The 21,944-nt window shown below is 66.4% G+C and carries 19 protein-coding genes; 4 read left to right on the top strand and 15 right to left on the bottom strand.

The annotated features are described in order from the left end of the window. Positions 1-38: 38 nt before the first annotated feature. From CKO40_RS13115 to petA, 5 genes are all read right to left on the bottom strand, one after another. Entirely contained in the window at positions 39-476 is a 438-nt protein-coding gene (locus CKO40_RS13115; RefSeq protein WP_200346673.1) for a ClpXP protease specificity-enhancing factor, read from the bottom strand. A 55-nt stretch (positions 477-531) separates the two neighbouring features. Then, on the bottom strand, positions 532-1,134 hold the full coding sequence (locus CKO40_RS13110; protein ID WP_200346672.1) for a glutathione S-transferase N-terminal domain-containing protein: 603 nt from the start codon (positions 1,132-1,134) through the stop codon (positions 532-534). A 308-nt stretch (positions 1,135-1,442) separates the two neighbouring features. Continuing rightward, complete coding sequence (locus tag CKO40_RS13105; protein ID WP_200346671.1) at positions 1,443-2,186, bottom strand: cytochrome c1; 744 nt, start codon at positions 2,184-2,186, stop codon at positions 1,443-1,445. Further along, complete coding sequence (locus tag CKO40_RS13100) at positions 2,183-3,442, bottom strand: cytochrome b (RefSeq protein WP_200346670.1); 1,260 nt, start codon at positions 3,440-3,442, stop codon at positions 2,183-2,185. The genes CKO40_RS13105 and CKO40_RS13100 overlap by 4 nt, the downstream gene beginning before the upstream one ends. Then, complete coding sequence (petA, locus tag CKO40_RS13095; protein ID WP_200346669.1) at positions 3,442-4,041, bottom strand: ubiquinol-cytochrome c reductase iron-sulfur subunit; 600 nt, start codon at positions 4,039-4,041, stop codon at positions 3,442-3,444. Before petA ends, CKO40_RS13100 begins: the two co-directional genes overlap by 1 nt. A gap of 27 nt (positions 4,042-4,068) precedes the next feature. On the opposite strand from petA, the gene CKO40_RS24950 reads away from it, so the two are divergent. Next, positions 4,069-4,200, top strand: a complete 132-nt coding sequence (locus CKO40_RS24950) for a hypothetical protein (RefSeq protein WP_276570815.1) — start codon at positions 4,069-4,071, stop codon at positions 4,198-4,200. Between the two features lie 204 nt (positions 4,201-4,404). Here CKO40_RS24950 and CKO40_RS13090 read toward each other — a convergent pair whose 3' ends face one another. Further along, entirely contained in the window at positions 4,405-5,157 is a 753-nt protein-coding gene (locus tag CKO40_RS13090) for a Nif3-like dinuclear metal center hexameric protein (protein ID WP_200346668.1), read from the bottom strand. 278 nt (positions 5,158-5,435) lie between these two features. On the opposite strand from CKO40_RS13090, the gene CKO40_RS13085 reads away from it, so the two are divergent. After that, a complete protein-coding gene (locus CKO40_RS13085) occupies positions 5,436-6,695 on the top strand; it encodes a S1C family serine protease (protein WP_200346667.1) in 1,260 nt (419 codons plus the stop codon). Positions 6,696-6,827: 132 nt separating this feature from the next. Here the strand turns inward: CKO40_RS13085 and CKO40_RS13080 are convergent, their stop codons facing one another. The 6 genes from CKO40_RS13080 to CKO40_RS13055 all read right to left on the bottom strand — a co-directional run bounded on the left by CKO40_RS13080 (position 6,828) and on the right by CKO40_RS13055 (position 15,417). Beyond that, complete coding sequence (locus CKO40_RS13080; protein WP_200346666.1) at positions 6,828-8,906, bottom strand: BatD family protein; 2,079 nt, start codon at positions 8,904-8,906, stop codon at positions 6,828-6,830. 237 nt (positions 8,907-9,143) lie between these two features. Beyond that, entirely contained in the window at positions 9,144-11,282 is a 2,139-nt protein-coding gene (locus CKO40_RS13075; RefSeq protein ID WP_207173616.1) for a VWA domain-containing protein, read from the bottom strand. A gap of 9 nt (positions 11,283-11,291) precedes the next feature. After that, on the bottom strand, positions 11,292-12,323 hold the full coding sequence (locus CKO40_RS13070; RefSeq protein WP_200346664.1) for a vWA domain-containing protein: 1,032 nt from the start codon (positions 12,321-12,323) through the stop codon (positions 11,292-11,294). 273 nt (positions 12,324-12,596) lie between these two features. Then, positions 12,597-13,139, bottom strand: a complete 543-nt coding sequence (locus tag CKO40_RS13065; protein WP_338074172.1) for a DUF4381 domain-containing protein — start codon at positions 13,137-13,139, stop codon at positions 12,597-12,599. Then, positions 13,136-14,386: a DUF58 domain-containing protein gene (locus tag CKO40_RS13060; RefSeq protein ID WP_200346663.1), complete on the bottom strand. Its 1,251-nt coding sequence runs from the start codon at positions 14,384-14,386 to the stop codon at positions 13,136-13,138. The genes CKO40_RS13065 and CKO40_RS13060 overlap by 4 nt, the downstream gene beginning before the upstream one ends. A gap of 35 nt (positions 14,387-14,421) precedes the next feature. Then, on the bottom strand, positions 14,422-15,417 hold the full coding sequence (locus CKO40_RS13055; protein WP_242477018.1) for an AAA family ATPase: 996 nt from the start codon (positions 15,415-15,417) through the stop codon (positions 14,422-14,424). Between the two features lie 678 nt (positions 15,418-16,095). On the opposite strand from CKO40_RS13055, the gene CKO40_RS13050 reads away from it, so the two are divergent. Next, on the top strand, positions 16,096-16,527 hold the full coding sequence (locus CKO40_RS13050) for a DUF29 domain-containing protein (RefSeq protein ID WP_200346661.1): 432 nt from the start codon (positions 16,096-16,098) through the stop codon (positions 16,525-16,527). A 19-nt stretch (positions 16,528-16,546) separates the two neighbouring features. Next, entirely contained in the window at positions 16,547-18,445 is a 1,899-nt protein-coding gene (gene speA / locus CKO40_RS13045) for a biosynthetic arginine decarboxylase (protein ID WP_200346660.1), read from the top strand. A gap of 24 nt (positions 18,446-18,469) precedes the next feature. Here the strand turns inward: speA and CKO40_RS13040 are convergent, their stop codons facing one another. The 3 genes from CKO40_RS13040 to menC form a co-directional block, all read right to left on the bottom strand. Beyond that, positions 18,470-19,264 (bottom strand): alpha/beta fold hydrolase, encoded by a 795-nt coding sequence (locus tag CKO40_RS13040; protein WP_338074171.1) that lies wholly within the window; start codon positions 19,262-19,264, stop codon positions 18,470-18,472. A 55-nt stretch (positions 19,265-19,319) separates the two neighbouring features. Next, positions 19,320-19,961, bottom strand: coding sequence for a Uma2 family endonuclease (locus CKO40_RS13035; protein ID WP_200346658.1), 642 nt, complete (start codon positions 19,959-19,961; stop codon positions 19,320-19,322). A gap of 625 nt (positions 19,962-20,586) precedes the next feature. After that, positions 20,587-21,798, bottom strand: coding sequence for an o-succinylbenzoate synthase (menC, locus tag CKO40_RS13030; RefSeq protein ID WP_200346657.1), 1,212 nt, complete (start codon positions 21,796-21,798; stop codon positions 20,587-20,589). Positions 21,799-21,944 lie beyond the last annotated feature (146 nt).

Raw genomic sequence — 21,944 nt, 5'->3', positions numbered from 1 at the left:
GACGAAGGCGCCCGCGAGCGGGTGCGACCCACCCTCCGCTACTTCACCACGCGCAGCGCTGGCCGCTTCCCCTTCTCCGCAGCCTCTCCCGACGAATCCGACGACGATCCATCGCTGCCATCGGCTGTCTCCGAGCCCTCTTGCTCAGGTGTCTCTCCGGTTATATCAGCCTCATCAGCAAACAGCATCCCTTGACCGTTTTCTCGCGCATAGATCCCGAGCACCGCTGCAACGGGTAGCTCCACTGGAAACGGCTTGCCGCCAAAACGCGCCGAAAAGCGGATTGCATCGTTGCCGAGGACGAGGCCGTGTACCGCAACGGCAGCGACGTTCAGCACGATACGCCCGTCCGCGACGTAGTCGCCCGGGACGACCGCCTCGGGATGATTCGCGTCCACCAGAAGGTGCGGTGTCATCTGGTTGTCAGCGATCCATTCGTACAAGGCTCGAATCAGGTAAGGGCGGTTCGAGGTCATCGCTCACTCCGACTTCGCGTTTAGCGGAAAGACTTCAACCGTCGTCGGCAGCGCTCTAGGCCAGATCCGTGACCATCTCGCGCTCTGCCTCGGTGAGGCTGTTCCGGAACGACGGCCATTCGAACATCCGTGCGGCGTATTCGGTCACCGGGCTCGCCGCCGCTGGCAGCTCAAGCTCGAGGACCGGTAGGCGCCATAGCAGTGGGGCGACGCAGCAATCGACCAGCGAGAACTCGTCGCTCATGAAGAACCGACTGGCACCAAAAATGGGGGCAACGCCCGTGAGACTCTCGATCAACGCCTTGCGCGCCCGGCCTGCCGCGGCCGCGTCACCGGTTCGGATATCGCGCATCCAGGCATACCAATCACGATCGATGCGATACATGAAGAGTCGAGCGTTCGCACGACCGACCGGATCGACTGGAAGCAGGGGTGGATGCGGAAACCGCTCATCGAGGTACTCCATCACGATCAGGGATTCGTAGAGCCAGAGCTCACGATCGACCAGGGTCGGCACCGTTCCATAAGGGTTCGCCTCAAGGACCTCGCTCGGCAGGGCCTGCGCATCGACATCGATGACATCGATGTTGATGCGCTTCTCCGCAATGACCATCCGGACGCGGTGGCAGTAGGGACAGGTCGGATCGGAGAACAACATCAAGGGCGCTCGTCTGATAGCAGCCACTGGCTCACTTTCCTGATAAGGAGCTTGCCGCTGCGTGGCGGGGAACGCAGGGTGCCGTAGGAGGTAGGTTGCAGGTCCCAATGACCAGGCGCCGCTCTCCCCCGAGTCGGACACCCTGCGGGAAGGATACACTGAAATCAGGCAATTGGGTTGCTGGAGCCGCCGCTGTAAAGACGCCGCGAGTGACCAACGAAAAACGGCCGGCGATCCGAAGATCGCCGGCCGCATCAGGCAAGCGCCCAGGCTAGGGCGAAGGTGCCAGGTCTCTCATCTTCCCTCTACTAGTGCACGTCCTTCCAGAACTCGCGCTTGAGATAGAAGGCCAGGATGAACAGTAGTCCCAGGAACAACAGCACGTAGAGGCCGAGCTGGCGCCGCTCCAGCTTGTAGGGCTCCCCGACATAGGTCAGGAAGTTGGTGATATCCCGGACCATCGCATCGTACTCACCCGGGGTCAGCTGGCCGGGCTCGACCAGCTTGACATCCACGACATGCCCATCGCCTTCATGGCCTTCGCCGTGGGAACCCGCATAGACCGGCGCTTGAATCCCTTGCAGGTGAGCGAACGGATGCGGCATGCCGACGTCCGGAAACACCAGATTATTGACGCCGTAGGGCCGCGAGTCATCGACATAGTAGGCCTTCAGGTAGCTATAGACCCAGTCTGGCGAGCGCCAGCGTGTGACCAACGTGAGATCCGGGATCTCGGTGCCGAACCACTTCTCACCATCTGCAGGCTTGAGTGCATTCGTCATCATGTCGGTTGCCTCGGCGTCGCCGAACAACAGGTTCTCTCGCAGCTCGTCTTCCGGGATCTCCAGGTCATCTGCCATGCGCTGATAGCGCATGTACTGCAGCGAATGGCAACCCATGCAGTAGTTGACGAAGTACTTGGCCCCACGCTGAAGCGAGGCCTTGTCCTTCAGATCGATGTTGGCATCTTCCAGCTCCGGACCATGCCCGCCGGCGGCGAGCGCAGCCAGCGGCGTCACGAGGAGGGCAAAGGCAAGGATTAGATGTCTCATGAGGTCACGCGCTCCGGGACTGGCTTGGTCTTTTCCAGCTTCGTGTAGATCGGCATCAGTAAGAAGAATGCGAAGTACACGACCGTGAAGATCTGCGCCAACAGCGTGTAGAGATCGGTCGACGGCATCAGACCGAGATAGGCCAGCACCACGAACGACACCGCGAAGGCACCGAGGAAGAAGCGCGACAGCAGCCCTTTGTAACGCATCGAGCGAACCGGACTCCGGTCCAGCCACGGCAGCAGGAACAGGATCAGGATGGCGCCGAACATCACCACGACACCCGGGAACTGAGACCCGCCAATCGGCGGAACCGCTCGCAGCATCGCGTAGTAGGGCGTGAAGTACCAGACCGGCGCGATATGCTCAGGGGTCTTCAACGGATCGGCCGGCTGGAAGTTTGGTGGCTCGAGGAAGAGCCCGCCCAGATCCGGCGCATAGAAGACGACGAGCGAGAAGATCGCGAGAAAAACCACCAAGCCGGTGATGTCCTTGACGGTGTAGTAAGGATGGAATGGGATGCCGTCGGCCGGCTGGTTCGGGTCCCACTTGTTCCCCTTCGGTCCCTTCTTGATCTCGATCCCGTCCGGATTGGTCGAGCCGACCCGATGCAGCGCGACGATGTGCACGAACACCAATGCCGCCAGCAGGAACGGGATCACGAAGTGGAAGGCATAGAAGCGGTTGAGCGTGACATCGGAGATCACATAGTCACCGCGCACCCAGGTCGAGAGGTCGGCGCCGACCTCCGGCACCGCCGCGAACAGATTGACGATGACCTGCGCGCCCCAGTAGGACATCTGTCCCCAGGGAAGCAGATAGCCGAAGAAGGCCGTCGCCATCATCGCCAGGTAGATTACGACACCGATGATCCACAGCAGCTCACGCGGATTCTTGTAGGAGCCCCACATCAGCCCGCGGAACATGTGTAGATAGACGAGGATGAAGAAGAAGGAGGCGCCCGTCGAATGGATGTATCGCAGCAGCCAGCCCCAGTTCACATCACGCATGATGTACTCAATAGACGCGAAGGCTTCTGCTGCCGATGGCTTATAGGCCATCGCGAGCCAGAGGCCGCTCACGATCTGGATGATCAGCACCACCAGGGCCAGCGATCCGAAGATCGACCAGAGGCCCATGTTCTTCGGCGCGTAGTACTGGGCCATGTGGTCATTCCACACGGCCATGACCGGAAAGCGCTTGTCTAGCCAGCCGAGAAATCCTCTCGGCGCCGTCTCTACCGTCTCAACGCTCATCAGGCGGCTCCTGCTTCATCCTCACCAATGAGGAGGGTCGAATCGTTTAGATAGGTATGCTTCGGGATGACGAGATTCGTCGGTGCCGGAACTCCCTTGTAGACCCGCCCGGCCAGATCAAACTTCGATCCATGGCAGGGGCAGAACCAACCGCCCTTCCACTCAGGCCCGAGATCGTCCGGCGCGAACTCGGGACGGTAGGTTGGTGAGCAGCCAAGATGGGTGCAGATCCCGATCGCGACGAAGTAGCGTGGCTTGATCGCGCGAACCGGGTTCTGGCAATACTCGGGTTGTTGCGTGGCGACCTGCGAGGCGGGATCGACCAGCTTCGGCTCCACCGTTGGCAGGGCCTCAAGCATTTCGTCGGTGCGATGCACCACCCAGATCGGCTGCCCGCGGAATTTGACGCGCAACAGGGCGCCCGGTTCCAGCTTACTGACATCCGCCTCGACCGGTGCACCCGCCGCGCGCGCGCGCGCGCTCGGGTTCATGGAGGCGATGAAAGGGACGGCCGCAAAGCCGACGCCGACGGCACCGACTGCGCTCGTTGCAGCAACGAGGACGCGCCTGCGGCCCTTATCCGTGCCTTGTTCGTTCATGCGTGTGTCGACCCCTCGCTAGGCTCGATGAACGACCTCTCGCGCGACGAGATGGCCGAACAGTCAAAAGATAAAGATAAGAATATCGCTAAGCTTTGCATAACCGACCGCGCATTCTCTATGAAGCGGCCAGCCCAGGTCAAGAAAGACCCCGAATGATCAGGGTTTTACAACAACCGCGATCTGGCCCCGATTACAACCAGCAAACGCTTCCCAAGCGACGACAAAGGTCAAATAGCCCTCAATAATCGCGGGCTTGCGAGCAGGGATGCCCTGCAAAGGGCGTCAGCCCGCACCGGTGAACCGCCGATACGGCCCAGCAGTGGCGGCGTCGCGACTGCGACAGCGTGTGAGCGGATCAGTTCACACCGGGTTATCGATCTCGATGTAGCGGTGCTCGATCCCAAATGCTTCCGCCAGATGCTCGCCCAGTGCCTGAACGCCATAGCGCTCGGTCGCATGATGGCCAGCCGCCAGGTAGTCGAGCCCGAGCTCGCGGGCCAGATGCACCGTTTGTTCCGAGACCTCCCCACTCAGATAACAGTCTACCCCGAGCGCAGCGGCGCGCTCGATCGCCCCCTGAGCAGCCCCGGTGCACCAAGCCAGGCGCTGTAGCGGACGATCGATCACGGCAATATGCAGCGGCTCACGTCCCAGGCTGTGCCCAACCTGGGCGGCGAATGCCGAGGCCGGCATCGGGCTCGCGAGCGAGCCACACCAGAGCAGGTCATCATCGCCTGCGCAGGGTTGAACGCCTTGCAGCTCCAGGATGGCCCCCAAGCGGCGGTTGTTACCGAGCTGCGGATGCGCGTCCAGTGGCAGGTGGTAGGCGAGCAGACTGATGCCGGCCCGGTTCAATGCCCGAACCCGCTGCCCTTTGACACCGGTCAGCGCCGCGGCCTCGCCTTTCCAGAAGAACCCATGGTGAACCAGCAGCGCATCGGCCTCGGCCGCGACGGCCGCCTCGATCAGCCGTTGACAGGCCGTGGCCCCGGTGACGAGGCGCCGAACCGGTCGGTCACCTTCGACCTGCAGCCCGTTCGGACAATAATCGCTGAAGCGCTCGCAGCGTAGCAGTGCGTCGCAGTGGCTGGCGATCTCGGCAGCTGTGATCATCGAACCTCGCTCGATTCGGTTGGTTTCGGAAGCCCTTCAGGAGATGCTGATTGATTGCCCGTGCAGGCCAAACATTGCACGGGGCCGGAACCTGTTCGCAAGTGGGCAGTTTCCCGACCCCTTCATTTTCAAGCGCTTGGGCGCCTACCAATGGCGGTACATCCTGATCCCACGCGGGAAGCGCCGACAAACCAGCGCCTCCTTCAGCAGTCTCGCGACGAACAGCCGGCACATCCGGTCGTCATGCGATCGACTCGGACCCGTGATAGCTTATCGGCATGCACCCGACGACCCACAGTATCGCACTCACGCTGATCGGCTTCACGGCCGGCGCCGTCGTCGTCTTCGGCCTGGACCGCCTGCCATCGATCAAGGCTGCACCGGAGCCTTCCAAGCCCGCATCCAAGGAGGCCCCGCTCAGTCATCGGGTGCCCGTTCCCGCATCCGCCGCGGCCTCGCCCGGGTTCGCCGAAGCCGTTGCCGCAGCGGCGCCGGCCGTGGTCAAGGTCTATGGTCGCGGCCAGCCCCACACGCATCCATCACCGTCGTCCACCCTCAGCGCCGGCTATCTCGCTCAGCCCAGAGCCCGGAGCCGTTTGGGCTCCGGGGTCGTGATCGCGCGCAACGGCCTGATCGTCACCAACAGCCATGTTGTCCGAGGACTTGCACGGATCGAGGTCGAGCTGATCGACGGGCGCCGGGCTGTCGCCGATCTGCTCGGGATCGATGAGGCCACCGATCTTGCCCTGCTAAGGGTACCATTCACCGATCTGCCCAGTATCGAGATCGGCGATCCGACGCAGCTGCGTATCGGCGACCTGGTGTTGACCATCGGCAATCCGTTCGGGATCGGCCAGACCGCGAGCCTCGGGGTCGTTTCGGGCACCGGGCGCTCTCAGCTCGGCCTGACCGAGATCGAGGACTTCATCCAGACCGATGCGGCGATCAACCCCGGGAGCTCCGGTGGCGCACTGATCGACATCGAGGGCCGCCTCGTCGGTATCGCAACCGCCGGCATCAGTGAAAGCGGACACTCGGAGGGGGTCGGCCTAGCCATCCCGGCCTCACTCGTGATGCAGGTGGTCGAGGCACTCTCCGCGCACGATCACCCTGCGCCCGGCTGGATTGGGCTTGGCGGCCGCAGCGTCACCAGCGAGCTCGAGCAACGCTTCGGCTTGCGCACATCCCGGGGCGTTCTGGTCTCGACCCTCGACGAGCAGGGACCAGCCGCCGCAGCGGGCTTGCGGGCCGGCGATGTCATCACCGGCTTCAACGGCGTCGAGATCGACGATGCCTTGCAGCTGCAGGCGTTGATCTCGGAGACCCGGCCGGGCAGCGCGATCGAGCTGACCGTGTCACGCGGCAGTGAGCGTATCCAGATGCAGCTGCATATCGATGGGTCGGGGCCGGCGCAACGAGACCCAACCGCCGCCCACCGCCAGCGACAAGCCCAGGTCGGCCAGGCGGTGACCGACTGGGAACGCGCAGCGACGCCCTCCGCACGGCCTGGCTGTCAGCACAGCAGCCGCGGCTGCTGACGACCTGTTGCGCGTCGCAACGCGCCCAACCTGACTGACCCAGCTGACCGCGCGACCCGACGGGCACAGCCGGCTGGGTCGGCCTCTTTGCCCTGTGCCGCACGAGCAGCGATCCGATGAGCACAGCACGGTTCAGGTCCGATGGGGGTAGAGCGGCGCGAGATCGTCGGCGCGAGCACGATCCGCGCGGTCCCGACCCGGGTCGGGACCGAGCCCATGCTCAACCGCCTGCCACAGGACATCGCCGCGCCAAGCAGACTCGTCACTGCCCGCTCCATACAACGCCTGCTCAAGCGCCTCGAGTGCCGGGCGCTGCGCGACCGCAGCGCGCTCCGCCAATGCCCTCAGACTCATCGGCGGCGCGTCCGGCCAGCGTGCCCTGCCCCACTGAAGCAACGCACTCGCCGCAGCCCGGGCATCGTTGTGCTCGCAGGCGCGCTGCAGTGCCGCCTTCGCCCGATGCTCCGCTTCGGGACCTCCATTGCCATGTGCAGGCACAGCGCCGCCGTCCCGGCGCAGGCCACGACTGATCGCAGGGCGGGTCGCAGCGGGACGCGCCGCACTGGCCACCGCATCGCTGCGGACGGACTCGGCGCCGCCGCTGCGCTCCACCGACGACAAACGACCAAACCGCACAGGCCGCCAAAGCCAGAGCGCTAAGGCCGCGAACAAGGCGCCGCCGAGCCCAACCGCCAGCGCAGGCCGCAGCCAACCGCCGCTCGCGCCCGGCCCCGGCGCATCGGGCGCATCGGGCGCATCGGGCGCATCGGGCGCATCGGGCGGCTTCGGCTGTCGATCCGTCTCCGCTCCAGTACGATCTTCGGCCGCCCCAGCAGGCGTCTCGGCGATGGCATCAGCCACTGTCACGGCAACCGGTGGAACCACAGCGGTCCGTTCCTCGGCACGCTCCGTATCCCACCAGGGCACGGCGATTCGCGGCAGAACCCGGTCGCCCCCGCGGGTCGGAATCAAGGTGACCTGCTGTCGGCTAACGCCGATCAAGGTCTCTCCATCACTGCGTGTCTCGGCCTCGGGCTGCTCCCGATAGACCCGAAACCCATCCGGCACCGGGACCTCGATCTCGGGGATCTGGCTGCCAGCCAACCCTGTCGCGACCAACGTCAAGGTGCGGGTCACCGGCTCGCCGACCACCAGCCGCGGCACCTCGCCGCCGTCGGTCGGATTCCAGGAGTCCTGAACCTCGAGCTCAGCCGCGGGCAGCCAATGCGGCCCACCGAAGCTCGCCGGCGCCGGTGCAACCTCGAGCTCCAAAGCCTCGCTCTGCGCGCGCACAGGCTCGCCGCGCTCGAACATCCCCAGGCCTGGCGCGGGTCCGATCCCACCCAGCATGCGGTCGAACATCGGATCATCGAACAGCCCGGAGAGACCTGGCGCCCTGGCCCCGCGACCGTTCGACACAGCCTTCAGCTCCGCGCGAAAGGTGATCGGCGGGACCCGAAGTGGGCCGCTGCGCTCCGGGTTGAGGGTGAATCGACGCTCGATCACCCGGTACTGCCGGCCCGCACGGGTCCTGAGATGGCCGCTGTCACGGCCGATGCGGGTCAGCACCGCCCCGTCCACCGCGGGCATCTCGATCGCGTAATCGATCAGCGGCTGCGCGCTGTAAGCCCGAACGGTTAGCGGCACCTGCTGCTGCACGACCAGTTCGTCGGCATCGGCCCCCAGTTCGACCTCAAGCCATACCTTGTCGCCCGGCGCGCCAAGCCCGCCGGCCGGGACGGGTTCGACCTTCAGGGTCAGTGGCTCCGTGCGCTCGCTGCCGACAGCGATCGCCGGGATCGTCAGCGTGCCGAGCCGCTTCGGTTCCAAGGCGATCTGCCAACTCGTTCGATCCGAGCGCCGGCCGTTGATGATCTGCGTCTGACGCGAGGTCCCGGTACCACCGACCCTGAAGTCCTTCCGCAGCGGCGCCAGGTCCGGCTGACTGTCCGGGGTGCGTCCTTGTGCCTCGATCGTGAGACGCACCTGGTCGCCCTCGTAGACCTGCTCCCGGTCCAGATAAGCCCGAACCGCACCCAGTGCGGTCGAGGCCAGGCTGCAGAGCAGCACCAGGGTCGTGATCAAGAGCCAAGGCCGCAGCAGGGCGCGCTTCCCGCGCCGCTTCCCCAGGGCCTGCCCGCCTCGCTCCCCAGTTGGGTCTCCGGTTGGGTCTCCGGTTGGGTCCCAGGTTGGCTTGCCGATTGGCTGCACGGCTGGCGTCCCGACCAGCCTCTCGCCCGGCCTCTCGCCCGGCCTCTCGCCCGGCCTCTCGCCCGGCCTCTCGCCTAGCCTCCCCGCGGCCCCCACGGCTGTCGTCCCGCCCAGCCTCCCGCTGGAAGCAGGGTCCTCAGGGATCGCGCAACGCAAGCTCACCGCTTCACCGGTGATTCCGCAATGCATGCTCATCGGCTTCGGTCCCCTCATCGTCAGGCCACCCATTCGCCAAACTCACCAAGGCTCGCCGCTGGCCAGCGCATCCGGTTGATCAGGGCGTTCCCGATACTGATATTGAAACTTGCGCCGCAGCAGCTCGGCCGGATCATCGGGGATGCGGCGCAACCACTGCTCGGCCGCCTGCCGCGCCTCGCGCGCCTGGGCTGTGCGCTCTGCCGATGCCCCGACCGCATCCGGGCTGGCATCCGGGCCGCCATCCGGGCTGGCATCCGATGGCGCATCCTCAGCACCCTGAGCGGTGCCGGAACCCGCCTTCGCGGCCTCCTCGCGGTAATCCGCTGCCGCACGCTCAGTCTCTGCCGCATCAACGACATCCTGAACCTCAGAGCGCGCCCTGGCACCTCCATCCTGTGAAGCAGCAGCCGCATTCGGCTGATCCGACAGTGCACCGGACCCGGCCTCGGTGTCCGCCGCGCGTTCCTCGTTCGAGCGCGAAAGCGATGCGTCTGGATCGCCTTGTCTACCTGCCTGACCTTGCGCAGAAAGCGAGCCTCGCCGCTCCGGCACATCGGATGCAGAGTTCCCAGCGGCATCCTGTTCGCCAGCCGCCTGCTCCCGGCCCGCCGGCTGATCGGATGCCCGCGCGTTCGAAACTGAACTGTCCGCTGGGTCCTTGGGCTCGCCGCCCGTCTGACCACCTGCCCCTTCGCCTGACTCGGCGCCCGGCTCGCCGCCCGATTGGGCTTGCTGCCGGCCAGCCTCGGCAGAACCTGGCTGTCCGGGGGCGGCGTCTGAGTCCGCTCCGGACTGGCCAGACTGCGCGCGCTGCTGTCGTTCCAGCGCCTGCGCAACCTGCGCGCGATTGAATTCGGCATCGGCCAACGACGGATCACGCGCGAGCGCCGCATCATAGGCCGCCATCGCCTCCTCCAGTCGGCCGCTGCGAGCCAGCGCATTACCGCGGTTGTAGTGATCGACCGCACGCTCACCCGCGGCAAACTGCTCTGCCGCATCCTGGAAGTCGCCGAGCCGATAGGCAGCGCTGCCGGCACGCGCAGGGGCTCGTGCGAGCTCGCGCGCGCGCTGGGCATCGCCAGCGGACAGGGCCTCGGCCGCCTGCTGATCCGGGCGCTGCCAGAGGTCAGCCCAACCGAACGCGCGGACCGGCATCGGCGCCAGAAACGCGCCTTGGGCGACCAACACGGTCAGCACCATCAGCCAGCCACGCCGAAACGCGAGCGCCGCCAGCGGCACCAAGGGCAGCAGAATCCAAGGCCCGAGCTCGTGCCAACGCTCTGCCAGCTGTGGGTCTCGCTCGGCACCAGCGTGAGACCGCCGACCCGGTTCGCTGAGCACGAGCTCGAGGTCCTCATCACTGGTGGTGAGCGTCGCGTAGAGACCCGCCCCAGTGCGCGCGAGCCGCGCGAGTGCGTCCGGCTCAAGCCGCGAGATCACTGGGCCGTTCGACCGGGTCACACCGGGGACGGGCGCACCTTGCGGGGTGCCAACACCGATGACGCCGAGCCGATGCCCGGCCTCGCGCAAGGACTGCGCCGCGGCCCGCGCGGATGCGCCGCCGGCATCATCGGTCAACAAGATGACCTCACCGTCGCGCGCGCCGGCCTGCGTCAATAACGCCTGGCCGAGCGCGATGCCGCGGTCGGGGCGGCTGCCTTGAACCGGCATCACCTGTGGCGAGAGCGCGTCCAGCATGCTTCGGATGGTCTCGGCATCGTCGGTCAGCGGCGAGACCGCGAAGGCATCGCCGGCGAAGGCGACCAGCCCGACTTGCCCGTCGGCGCTGCGGGTCAGGATATCGGCCACCTTGTAGCGCGCGCGCTCGAGTCGCGATGGGGTCAGATCCGCAGCCAGCATCGACCGCGACAGATCGAGCACGACGACACGCGCAGCATCCGGTCGGAAGGCCGGCACCGGCTTACGCTCGAAGGTCGGGTTGGCGAGCGCCAGCACCGCGAGCGACCAGCCGACCGCGAGCAGAGCCAACGGCCGCCACCGCCCTTGCCCGTTGCCGCCCCCGCGCAGCACCGCAAGCAGGCGCGGGTCGACCACTCGACGCCAAGCCGAGCCTGCGGTGTCGGTACGCCAGGCCACCCAGAGCAATAGGCCCAGCGGGGCTAGCGCCAGAAACCACAGCGGCTCGATGAAATGAAACTGGCTCATCGACTCATTCATCACGCGCCCTCACCTGGCGATCAACCCGTCTTGCCAACCAAGACGCCCGAGCAGGATCAGCGCGCTCAGCAACAGTGATGCCGCGAGTGGCCAGGCAAACAGCTCACCGACCGGGCGGAAGGTCCGTTCATCCGACTCGACTGGCTCGAGCTCGTCCAGCATCGAATAGATCTCTTGCAGCTCGCGCACATCACGCGCGCGGAAGTAGCGACCGCCGGTGACATCGGCGATGGTCGACAGCGTCTCCTCGTCGAGCGGATTGCGTCCCAAGCTCAGCGAGAACGCCCCGAGCCCGGTTCGCGGATCGGAGCCAACCCCGATCGTATAGATGCGTATCCCCTCTTCGGCGGCCAGCTCGGCAGCCTTGAGCGGGGCGATGCTGCCGGCGGTATTGGTCCCATCGGTGAGCAGGATCAGCACCCGCTCCGCGGCGGGCTGATCGCGCAGCCGTTTCACCGCCAGCCCGATCGCGTCCCCGATCGCGGTCTCCCGCCCGGCCAGCCCGACCGCAGACTCGAACAGCAGGGTGCGCGCGGTCGCCCGGTCGAAGGTCAGCGGCGTCTGCAGATAGGCCTGCTGGCCAAACAGGATCAGCCCAATCCGGTCGCCCTCGCGGCGCTCGATGAAGTCGCCGGCAACAGCCTTCACCGCGGTCAACCGATCGACCACCCGACCGCCGATCATCATGTCGTCCTCAGTCATCGAGCCCGAGATATCGACCGCGAGCATCAGATCACGACCAGCCAACGGCAGCGGCACCGGATCACCCAGCCATTGCGGGCGCGCCGCTGCAAGCACCAGCAACAGCCAGGCCAGCGCGCCCAGCACCAACGGCCAGCGCAAACCGCCGGCCCCAGGGCTTTCCGCCGGCTGACCCAACATCCGGTAGAAGGGCACGCGCAGCGCGCCCGAGTCCGCCGTCTCGGCGCGCGGCAGCAGCCGCCGGACCAGCAGCGGCAACGGCAACGCCAGCAGCAGCCAAGGCCAAGCGAGCTCGAGCCGCACATCGGCCAGCCCAAGTCCGGCAAGCAGGCCGTTCATTCAGCAGGCTCCCTCATTCTCGTGACCCTAGAAACGGCCGTTGACCGCTTCCCCGTGTGCATAACCGTTTGCTTGCATTCGCGATTTCTGAACGAACCCCAAACGACCCTGCTCCTGCAGGGCGCCACGACCCCCAGGGCAGGCCCCGCGCGGCGCCCCACCGCGTTATAGCCATTTCGTCGGATCGCCGGACAAGACGCGCCCGACCCGTTTCGATGACAACGGGCTCATCCTGTCCAGCAATCAACGCGCATGGCAATACAACGCGTTGGATCAGCTGTTTCTCAGCAGCCAACTGCGAGCCGCCGCCAGTAAGCCCGGACCATCGACGGCCGCGGCATCTGGTGCGTAGGGCGCATCCGCCAGCGCCCGTCCAGGCCCCTCAGCGAAGCGCCCTTCACCGCCGGTCCGCTCGAGGAAGGCGAGCCAGGCGTCGCCGGTCAGCGGTGCGACCTCGGCACGCGGATAGCGGCTTAGCGCCACCCGTTTGAGCAAGGCCGAGACCGCGGCGGCGAGCGCTGGACCAGCGTCTAAGTCCGCGCGCAGACGCTCGAGCTCGGCGAGCAGTACACGCCGGCGCCGCCATCGGCGCCATGCACGCCAGCCCAAGCGCCCGCCGCTGATCAGCACCGCGAGCAGCACCGCCGCCAGTAGCCACCAGCCCGGTGCCGGCGGCCAGAACCCGGGCTGCTCCGGCAGATGGATATCGCGCAGGTCGAGCTGCTCACCGACAGGTGAGAATGGCCCAGCCGCGTCGGTTGCGGCGCACTCCGCCGGCACCTCGCCGATGCCCGAGCGGTTGGTCTGCGCCGTCACCGCCGCCACCTCCGGAATGGTAGGAGACCCATCCGAGATGAGCGCCCAGCAGGCGGGCCTTCCCCCATTCCGCCGTTCGGGATGCGATCACTCGCAGCAGGCGCCTTCGCGACACCCTGACCCGCTGCCAAGCCGTTGACGGCAGCATCGCCTGCTGCAGCAACTCTTGCTGCGGCACCCGTTCTTGCAGCACCGGTTCCTGCTGCACCATTTGCTGCAGTGCGCTGTCCCGCGCCCGCGCTGGCAATTCCGTCCGTTCCGGCGCGGCGGCCTGCAGCACGTGCCGCGAACAAGCCGCTCAGACAAGCGCTCGGATCATCGGTCGTCGAGCATCGCGTCAGCCCGATCCCATTGGCCGTGATTCGCTGCCGGACCCGTTCATGGTGTTGCGAGAGTCGTTCCGCGTAGCGTTCGCGCTCCGCCCGAACACGGGTATCGATCACCCAGCGGCGACGGCCATCGCTGACGCCGTAGCGCCCGGGCGGCGGCGGCGCCAGCTCGAGCGGATCGACCAGCTGCACCGCATGCAGATCGCAGTGGCGCACGAGCTGACTGAGATGCCGCACGCTCTCGGCGTCCAGGCCGTAGAAATCGGATAGCAGAAACACCAGGCTGCCGGGCCGAGCGACGCGGCCTAATCGCATCAGCGCCGCATTGAGCCCGTTTTCATCGCTGCTCGCCGCTGCGGCCGCACTCGCTGCAGTGCTGGCAAAACCCGCCTCCGGATCACCGCCCGCAACCAACGCCCGGATCAAACGCATCTGTCCGCGGCGCCCTCCTGCCGGCGGGAGCTCCTGATGCCGCCCGGCGGTCTCGCCGCCCTGTGCCGCACCGGTGAAGAGCAGACCACCGATGCGGTCGCCGCGAGCGATCGCCGACCAGCCGATCAACGCCGCCAGCCGCGCCGCCTGGACCGACTTGAACACCCCTTGAGAGGCAAAGAACATGGTCGCGCCCAGATCGACCAGCACAACGATCGGCCGCTCACGCTCCTCGTCGAAGACCTTCACATGCGGGTGGCCGCTGCGAGCGGTGATGCGCCAATCCATGTTGCGGATGTCATCACCGGCCTGGTAATGCCGAGACTCGCGATAATCCATGCCGCGCCCGTGCAAGCCTGAGCGATGCGCGCCGGCCAGCGCCGAGCGCGCCGACCGTGCGCGCGGTGCCTGCAGCCGCTGCCCGGCGGCACGCAGGGCCAGCAGGTCATCGGTCAGCACTCGATAGACTCGGGCGTCGTCAGTCATCGGTATCGCTGCTCCTGGATCGGCATCGCGCCGGCTCAGACCATCGGCACCTGACGAATCAGCGCCGCGACGAACGCATCCGGCGTCAGCCCCTCGGCTTCGGCCGCATAGCTCAGCAGTACCCGATGACGCAGCACATCGTAAGCCACGGCCTGGCAATCATCCGGGGTGACGTACTCGCCGCCGCGCAGCCAGGCGCGGGCGCGTGCGCAGCGGTCCAAGGCAATGGTCGCGCGCGGGCTGGCTCCGTAATCGATCATGCGCGCCAACTGGGCGTCGTACGGGGCCGGATCACGGGTCGCCAGCACCAGCTGGATCAGATACTCCTCAAGGTTATCGGCCATATGCAGCGCCATGACCTCCTCGCGCGCGGCGAGGACCTGATCCCGGCTTAGCAGCGGCGTCGCACTCGCGCGCGTTCGCAGTTGTCCGCGTGCCTCCGCCCGTGCGATATCGAGGATACTGCGCTCGGTGGCCGGGTCTGGATAGGCCACCCGCACATGCATCAGAAAGCGGTCCAACTGCGCCTCCGGCAGCGGATAGGTCCCCTCCTGCTCGATCGGGTTCTGGGTCGCCATCACCAGAAACGGCTCCGGCAGCGGGTAGGTCCGCGTGCCGACGGTGATCTGACGCTCCCCCATTGCCTCGAGCAGGGCCGATTGCACCTTCGCTGGCGCGCGGTTGACCTCATCGGCCAAGACCAGATTGTGGAACAGCGGCCCGGGCTGGAAATGGAAATCGCCGGTCTCGGGCCGATAGACATCGGTCCCGGTCAGGTCGCCTGGTAAGAGATCGGGGGTGAACTGCACACGTTGGAAATCCCCTTCGATCCGCAGCGCCAGTTCCTTGATCGCCGTGGTCTTGGCCAGGCCCGGGGCGCCCTCGACCAACAGATGCCCATCGGCCAAGAGTGCGATCAGCAAACGCTCCACGAGCGCATCCTGACCGACGATGCGTCCAAGGAGATCGGCACGCAGGCGCCCGAACGCCTGCTGCGCCCCACTGCCCGAGGCGGCCGCCTCATCGCTCATCGCCATGACCTCATCCCCCAACATCGCGTCAACCCGACTGGAACAGCTTTCAGCACACAGGATAACGGCTCGTTCGTTACCGGGACTGTAACCGCGCATTACCGAGCGTTAAGGCGATTGCCGGAAAAGCTCGTACCGAATTGCGCAGGATTTTCGTTTGCCTTCGAGGAGCGTCGCCGGGAGCATAGCCGGGCTATGTGACCGGCGGCGCGACGAAGAAGGCGAGCAAAAAGACCAGCAAGGCGGTATGAGCTTTGACAGAAATCGCCTAAGGCGATCACCGCAAGAGCGCTTGCGAATCAGTGCGTCGGATCGCCGTTTGCTTTCGAGGGGCGCCGGCGGGACCATAGGCAGGCCCTGCAGCCGACGGCTGCCCGACAGCTGCCCGACGGCGCGACGAGGAAGGCGAGCAAACGGCCCAGCAACGCTGGTACGGTGGGGACAGAGATCGCCTATGTTGACGGCAAGCCCCAGACCGTCGCCGACGATGCCAAGGCCACTCACGGGCGGAGCCAGGCGTTTACCGTGAATCACCCGGGATTCATCGTTCGGGGTGGCACCCTGCCATGCGCGTTAGCACCAAGCCGCTTCGCTCGCACGCGAGACGGTGCCAGCTATACTCAGGCCAACGCCAAGACCGACTCACCCCGCCTCCGTCCATTGCGCGTCTCGAGGGCCATGACAAACCTCTATCACACCGACCTTCATGAGTGGGCCAACCGGCAAGCGCAGCTCCTGCGCTCCGGTCGGCTCGATCAAGCCGATATCGAGCTCATCGCCGAGGAGATCGAAAGCATGGGCAATAACGAGCTGCGCGAGCTCGAAGACCGTCTCGCCGTCCTGTTCTCACACCTGCTCAAATGGCGCTTCCAGCCCGGCCAACGCAGCCGCCACTGGGAGCTGACCATCAAGGAGGAACGCCGGCGGCTGCGGCGGCATCTTGCCCGCAACCCGAGCCTCCAACAGCATCTCGCGCAAGCTCGAGAAGAGGCCTATGGCGACGCCATCCTGGAGGCCGCCAGTGAAACCGGCCTCGCCGAGCATAGCTTCCCGGAGGGCTGCCCCTTTACGCCGGAACAGACACTTGACGATCAGTGGTGGCCGACCTAGCCCGAGCGAGCGTCTCCTGATGGACCGAGCGAACACCGACTGCAACCGCGTCTACGCCATCGCACGTTGGAGCGAAGGCTACTTCGAGATCGGTCCCGGCGGCCATCTCTGCGCGCGACCGCATCCGCAATCGCAGACCCGCATCGAGCTGGTCGCGCTCGCCGAACGGTTGCGCGCGGTCGGGCTCTCGTTGCCGGTACTGGTGCGCTTCGATGATATCCTGCGTCACCGCGTCCGACGTCTCCAGACCGCCTTCGCCGACGCGATCGACCGCCACCGCTACCGCGGACACTACCGGCCGGTCTACCCGATCAAGGTCAACCAGCAGCGCAGCGTCGTGCAGGCGCTGCTCTCGGCCGGCGGGCTCGGGCTCGAGGCCGGCAGCAAGCCGGAGCTGATGGCCGTTCTCGCGCTCGTGCCGCCCGCAGAGCCGGTGATCTGCAACGGTTACAAGGACCGCGAGTACATCCGTTTGGCGTTGATCGGGCGCCGTCTCGGGCTCGATGTCAAGATCGTCATCGAGAAACCCTCGGAGCTGGACCTCGTGCTTGAGGAGGCCGCACGGCTGGACGTCGAGCCGGCGCTCGGCGTGCGTATCCGGCTTGCTGCCGCGGCGGCCGGCAACTGGCAGAACAGCGGTGGTGACAAGGCCAAGTTCGGACTGTCGGCCGGGCAGCTGCTCGCGCTGGTCGAGCGCCTGCAGGGGCTGGGCAAGGCCCATTGGCTGCGGCTCTTGCACGCCCATCTGGGCTCGCAGATCCCGAGCCTCGACGACATCCGCGCCGGAGTCGGCGAGCTCGGTCAGTTCTACGCCGCCTTGCATGATCTCGGCGCTGCGCCCGACACCCTTGACCTCGGCGGCGGGCTCGGCATCGACTACGAAGGCACCCGCACCCGGGCCTACTGCTCGATGAACTACCGCGCCGAGGACTACGCCGATGCGCTGGTCGGCACGCTCGCCGAGCTCTGCGCCGCCCGTTCCCTGCCCGAGCCGGACCTGATCACCGAGTCCGGCCGCGCGCTGACTGCCCATCATGCGGTGCTGATCACCGATGTCGTCGACCGCGAGCGCGCCGGCGACGGCGATCAAAGCGCTGGCGAAACCCCATCAGGAAACGGCAAGGGTGCACCCGAACTGGAACAGCTCGAGCGTGCACGCATCGAGGCCACCGAAGCCCCAGCGCTTGCCATCTACGAGGCCGCCGAGCGCGCCGTGACCGGGCTGCGCGCCCGCTTTGCCGCCGGCGAGCTGAGCCTCGAGGAGCGCGCCCGCGGCGAAGGGCTGTACATCGCCTGCTGTCGCGCGCTGCGCCCACGTTTATCCCATGCGAGCCGCCGCCAGCGCGAGCTGCTCGAGCGCATCGACGCCCTGCTCGCCGACAAGCTGTTCTGCAACTTCTCGCTGTTCCAATCGCTGCCCGACGTCTGGGCGATCGATCAGATCTTCCCGATCTGCCCATTACAACGGCTCGACGAGACGCCGACCGAGCGCGGCGTCATCCAAGACCTGACCTGCGACTCCGACGGCAGCATCAGCCACTACGTCGATCAGGACGGCATCGAGGCGAGCCTGCCGGTCCATGCCGTCGACCCCGAGCAGGAGACCTATCTGCTCGGCTTCTTCCTGGTCGGCGCCTATCAGGAGATCCTTGGCGACATGCACAACCTGTTCGGCGACACCGATGCTGTCGCCGTCGAGTTGGACACCGATCAGCCCGACGGCTGGCGCCTGCTCGAGCTCGAGCACGGCGACTCGGCCGACGAGCTGCTCACCACCGTGCACTTCGAGCCGCGCGCGCTGCTCGCCCAATACCGTCGGCGTCTCGACGACGCCGGGCTCGACCGCGAGACGCGGGAGCAGCTCTATTCCGAGCTCAAGGCGGGCCTGTACGGCTATACCTATCTGGGGCGGTTGTAGTGTGGGGCGCCGGCGCCTGCGCGCTCAGGACGATGCGATCAGTTGTTCGAGCAGCGCCGACAGGACTTCTGGCGCCTCGAGCAGCGGGTTATGGCCAGCGCCGTCGATACGATGCAGCCGCGTCGATGGGCGCCAACGCTGCACCTCGCTGGCCAGCGCGCTGAATCGGTGATCCTCGGCCCCAGTGATCCAGTGCAGCCGGCCTGGATACTGGACGATGACCTCACGCATCGGCGGCATCTCAGCCAGGCCGTGCACGCGCAACGAGGCAGCCAGCCCCTGCGCACGCTGATCCAACCGCCGGGCGCGCTGATGGTCCAGGCGCTCCGCCGGAACATGCGCCTGGCTCGCGAACAGCGGCAGCTGCTCCCAAGCCGCGACGAAGGCGTCGATCCCATCGCGCTCGAGCCGCTCGATCCAGCGCGCATCGGCCGCGCGACGCTCGGCGCGGGCCGCAGGGTCGGCCAACCCCGGATGGGCCGAGACGATCACGGCAGAGCGAAACCGCTGCGGCGCCAGCCGCAACAGCCCGAGCGCGAGCCGACCGCCGAGCGAGTAGCCGACGACCCGATCGATCGACGCGGGCAATGTCGCCAGCAACTGCTGCAGACTGCTCTCGAAATCCCGCTGTGGATCGGCGCTTGTGCCATGCCCAGGCAGGTCCAGCGCCAGCGCCGGCTCGTTCGCCGGCCAGACATCGACCCAATCCTCGGCCAGCCCGGTGAAGCCGTGCAGCAACAGGCTGCGCGGCTCAGCGTCCGCGGGCCCAACGCCCAGCTGCAGCCCGCGGTAGGCGTCGGGAATCGAGTCGGAGCGCACGCTTGGGTGGATGAGAAGAGCCTTGTCTCGATACAGCCGAGCGTCGGATTGCGGCTCAATCCTGCGCGCGCAATCGGGCCTCGAGCTCAGCGATACGCTGTTCGGCCTGTCGGCGCCGCTCGGCCTCCAGGGCGGCCTTGGATTCGGCATCGCGTCGCGCCTGGTCTAGCTCGCCATAAGTGAACAACAACTGCCCCGACTCCGTGTCCGCAAAATGGAAGCCGTCCTGATCTAGCCGCAGACTGAGCCCGAGCGCATCACTTGTGCCGATCAGGCTTCCTTCCTCATCGGCCTTGACCGGGATCGGCCAGTAGTTGCGATCGACGAGGCGGAAGCCGGCGAGCTGGGGCTTCAGATAATCACCGGTCGGGTCGTACTGCCAGTACTCGGAGACCCCGAGGTAGGCATAGAGGCCGCGCTTGTTGCCTTGGTCCTCACTCACCGTGGCCTTTGAGGTGACCTCGAGCACGAAGTCCGGGGCCTTCGGCTCCTCCCATAGCTTGTACGAGCGCCGATCATGGCTCGCTGCGCCAAGCACAACGAGCACGTCGGGTGCCACGGCCGCACGCGGGTTGCCCTGCTCGTAGTACAGCAGGATGTTGCCCGATACGTAGACATCGGCGCGGGCGTGGAACCACCGCCGCAATGCGCTGATTGCATAGAGGAGCGGCTCACGCTGGAAATCACTTTCCGCCACGGGCCGACCGTCACTGTCGGGGTAAACGCAACCTCCGCTGAGATCGGGGCTCAAGATCATGCATCCGGGCCTCCCAGTGCCTGATCGACGACCCAACACTAGTCGAACCCTCGACCACAATCAATCGTGGCCCAGCCCCGATGCACCGACCCGGCGATGCGCTGAATGGGCAGCACCAAGTCTCGAGAGCGCCGAGATCCGCTTCCAAGCAGCCGGCTGACTGGATGGACGCATACAATCCTGGCCTTAACCTTAGAAACCGCAGCTGACCGCTTCACAAAGCATGCAACCCTTTGAAGGATAGCAACTTATGATGCTTTCTGAGGCGCATCCATGGATGATGGCTGTCCAACTGCGGTTCCTAGTGCATCGCGTCAGAAACGCCGAGACCCTTTTCCGGCCATCTGGCTCTCAGCGCTGTAGGCGAGCAGGCCGCGCTCACCTGTTCCGAACCGCTTCTCGAGCACCCATCGCCCGTAGGAGCCCGCTTGCGGGCGAGCAGGCCGCGCTCACGGCGGCGAAAATCGCCCGCAAGCGGGCTCCTATCCCACGGCCATTGGGGCAGCGACAATCGGTCTCGGGATTTCCACTGGCTTGCGCTAGGTCAACCGCTTACGATCGCTGATCAGGCAAAACGGCTGTGCATCGAGGGGGTTGGGGTAAAGCCGCTGCCTGCGGTCTCGCCGAGCCAAAGCTGTCCATGCTCGATCGTCGGTGCGCCCCCCAAATCGGCCGCCAGCCAGTCGCTGGTGGCCAGCCCATGCGCCAGCGGCGAGCCGATTGCGGCCGCGAGCTGGGCACTGGCCCAGAGGCCCGCGGCGGATTCGATCAAGCTGGTGATCACCACCTCGAGGCCGGCCGACTGGGCGGCCTGAGCCAAGGCCAGGGTCGACCTCAGTCCACCGAGTACTGCAGGCTTCAGCACCAATCGCCGCACCGGCAGATCAGCGAATGTGGGCGGCCAGCCTCGACCCGCCAGTGACTCGTCCAATGCGATGCTGAAGGCCGCCTGCGCTTGCAGCGCCCGAAGTACGGCATCGTGCCGGGTCAGCTCCGGATCAGGACGCAGCGGCTCCTCGAGCGATTCGATGCGCTCGCTCAACGGCTCTAGGAGTTCCAATAATTGCTGTGCCTCGGCCGGTGACCAGGCCTGATTCGCATCCAAGCGCAGCCGCACGGCAGGCGGCAACAGGTCGCAGAGCGCCTGCAGCCCCCTGATCTCGTCATCCCGCGGCGCGACACCGACCTTGAGCTTGAGCACGCTGTAGCCAGCTGAGAGCGCCATATCAAGGGCTGAGGGACGACAGTCGGTCACCGCACCCAAGGCCGCATTGACCGGGAGCACAGCGGGCAGGGGAATCGGTACGAACAAGGGCGCATCCCGAAGCAGCCGCGCGCGCAGCGTTATCCGCTGCCGCCGGGCGTCGAGATCGAGCAGCGCCGTCTCCAATGCGGCATCCGCCGCAGGCGTAGCCGAGGAGAGCGCTGTCGGCCGAACAGGCTGGTCCTCAGCGACCGCAGCCGAGCCCCGTCGCAGCCGCGCCGCACCCGCAAGCAGGTCCAATTGCTCCGCCAGAGGCGACGAGCCGGCCTGCCGGCACCACTCCTCAAGCCGATCTCGCGCGGCCTCGGCCGTCTCTGTGCCAGCCTCGGGCAATGGCGCACAGTCACCATAGCCGGCCAGCCCGTCGAGCTCGGCACGCACGAGCCAGCCGCAGCGCTCGCGGCGCAGAACATGGGCGCTGCGCCAGGGACGGCGCAGCGGCAACCGATAGGCGATGACCGACAGCCTAGGAAACTGCGGAGGTGCGACGACGGTCGCGACGACGGTCGTCACCAGGCAGGCCGAGAGTAGAATGGGATATCGACGACGACTGGCCGCCAGCCAAGAAACGCCCCGGCTCGGTTCGGTAGCTGAGCGGCGGCACCGATAAGTCCGAACGAAATGCCTCCGACGGCCATCGAAATCAGCAGCATCTCTAG

Source organism: Halochromatium glycolicum (assembly GCF_016584085.1).
GTDB lineage: Bacteria > Pseudomonadota > Gammaproteobacteria > Chromatiales > Chromatiaceae > Lamprobacter > Lamprobacter glycolicus.
Note: the sequence above shows the minus strand (reverse complement) of the source record. Positions and strands in the feature narration are given on the sequence as shown.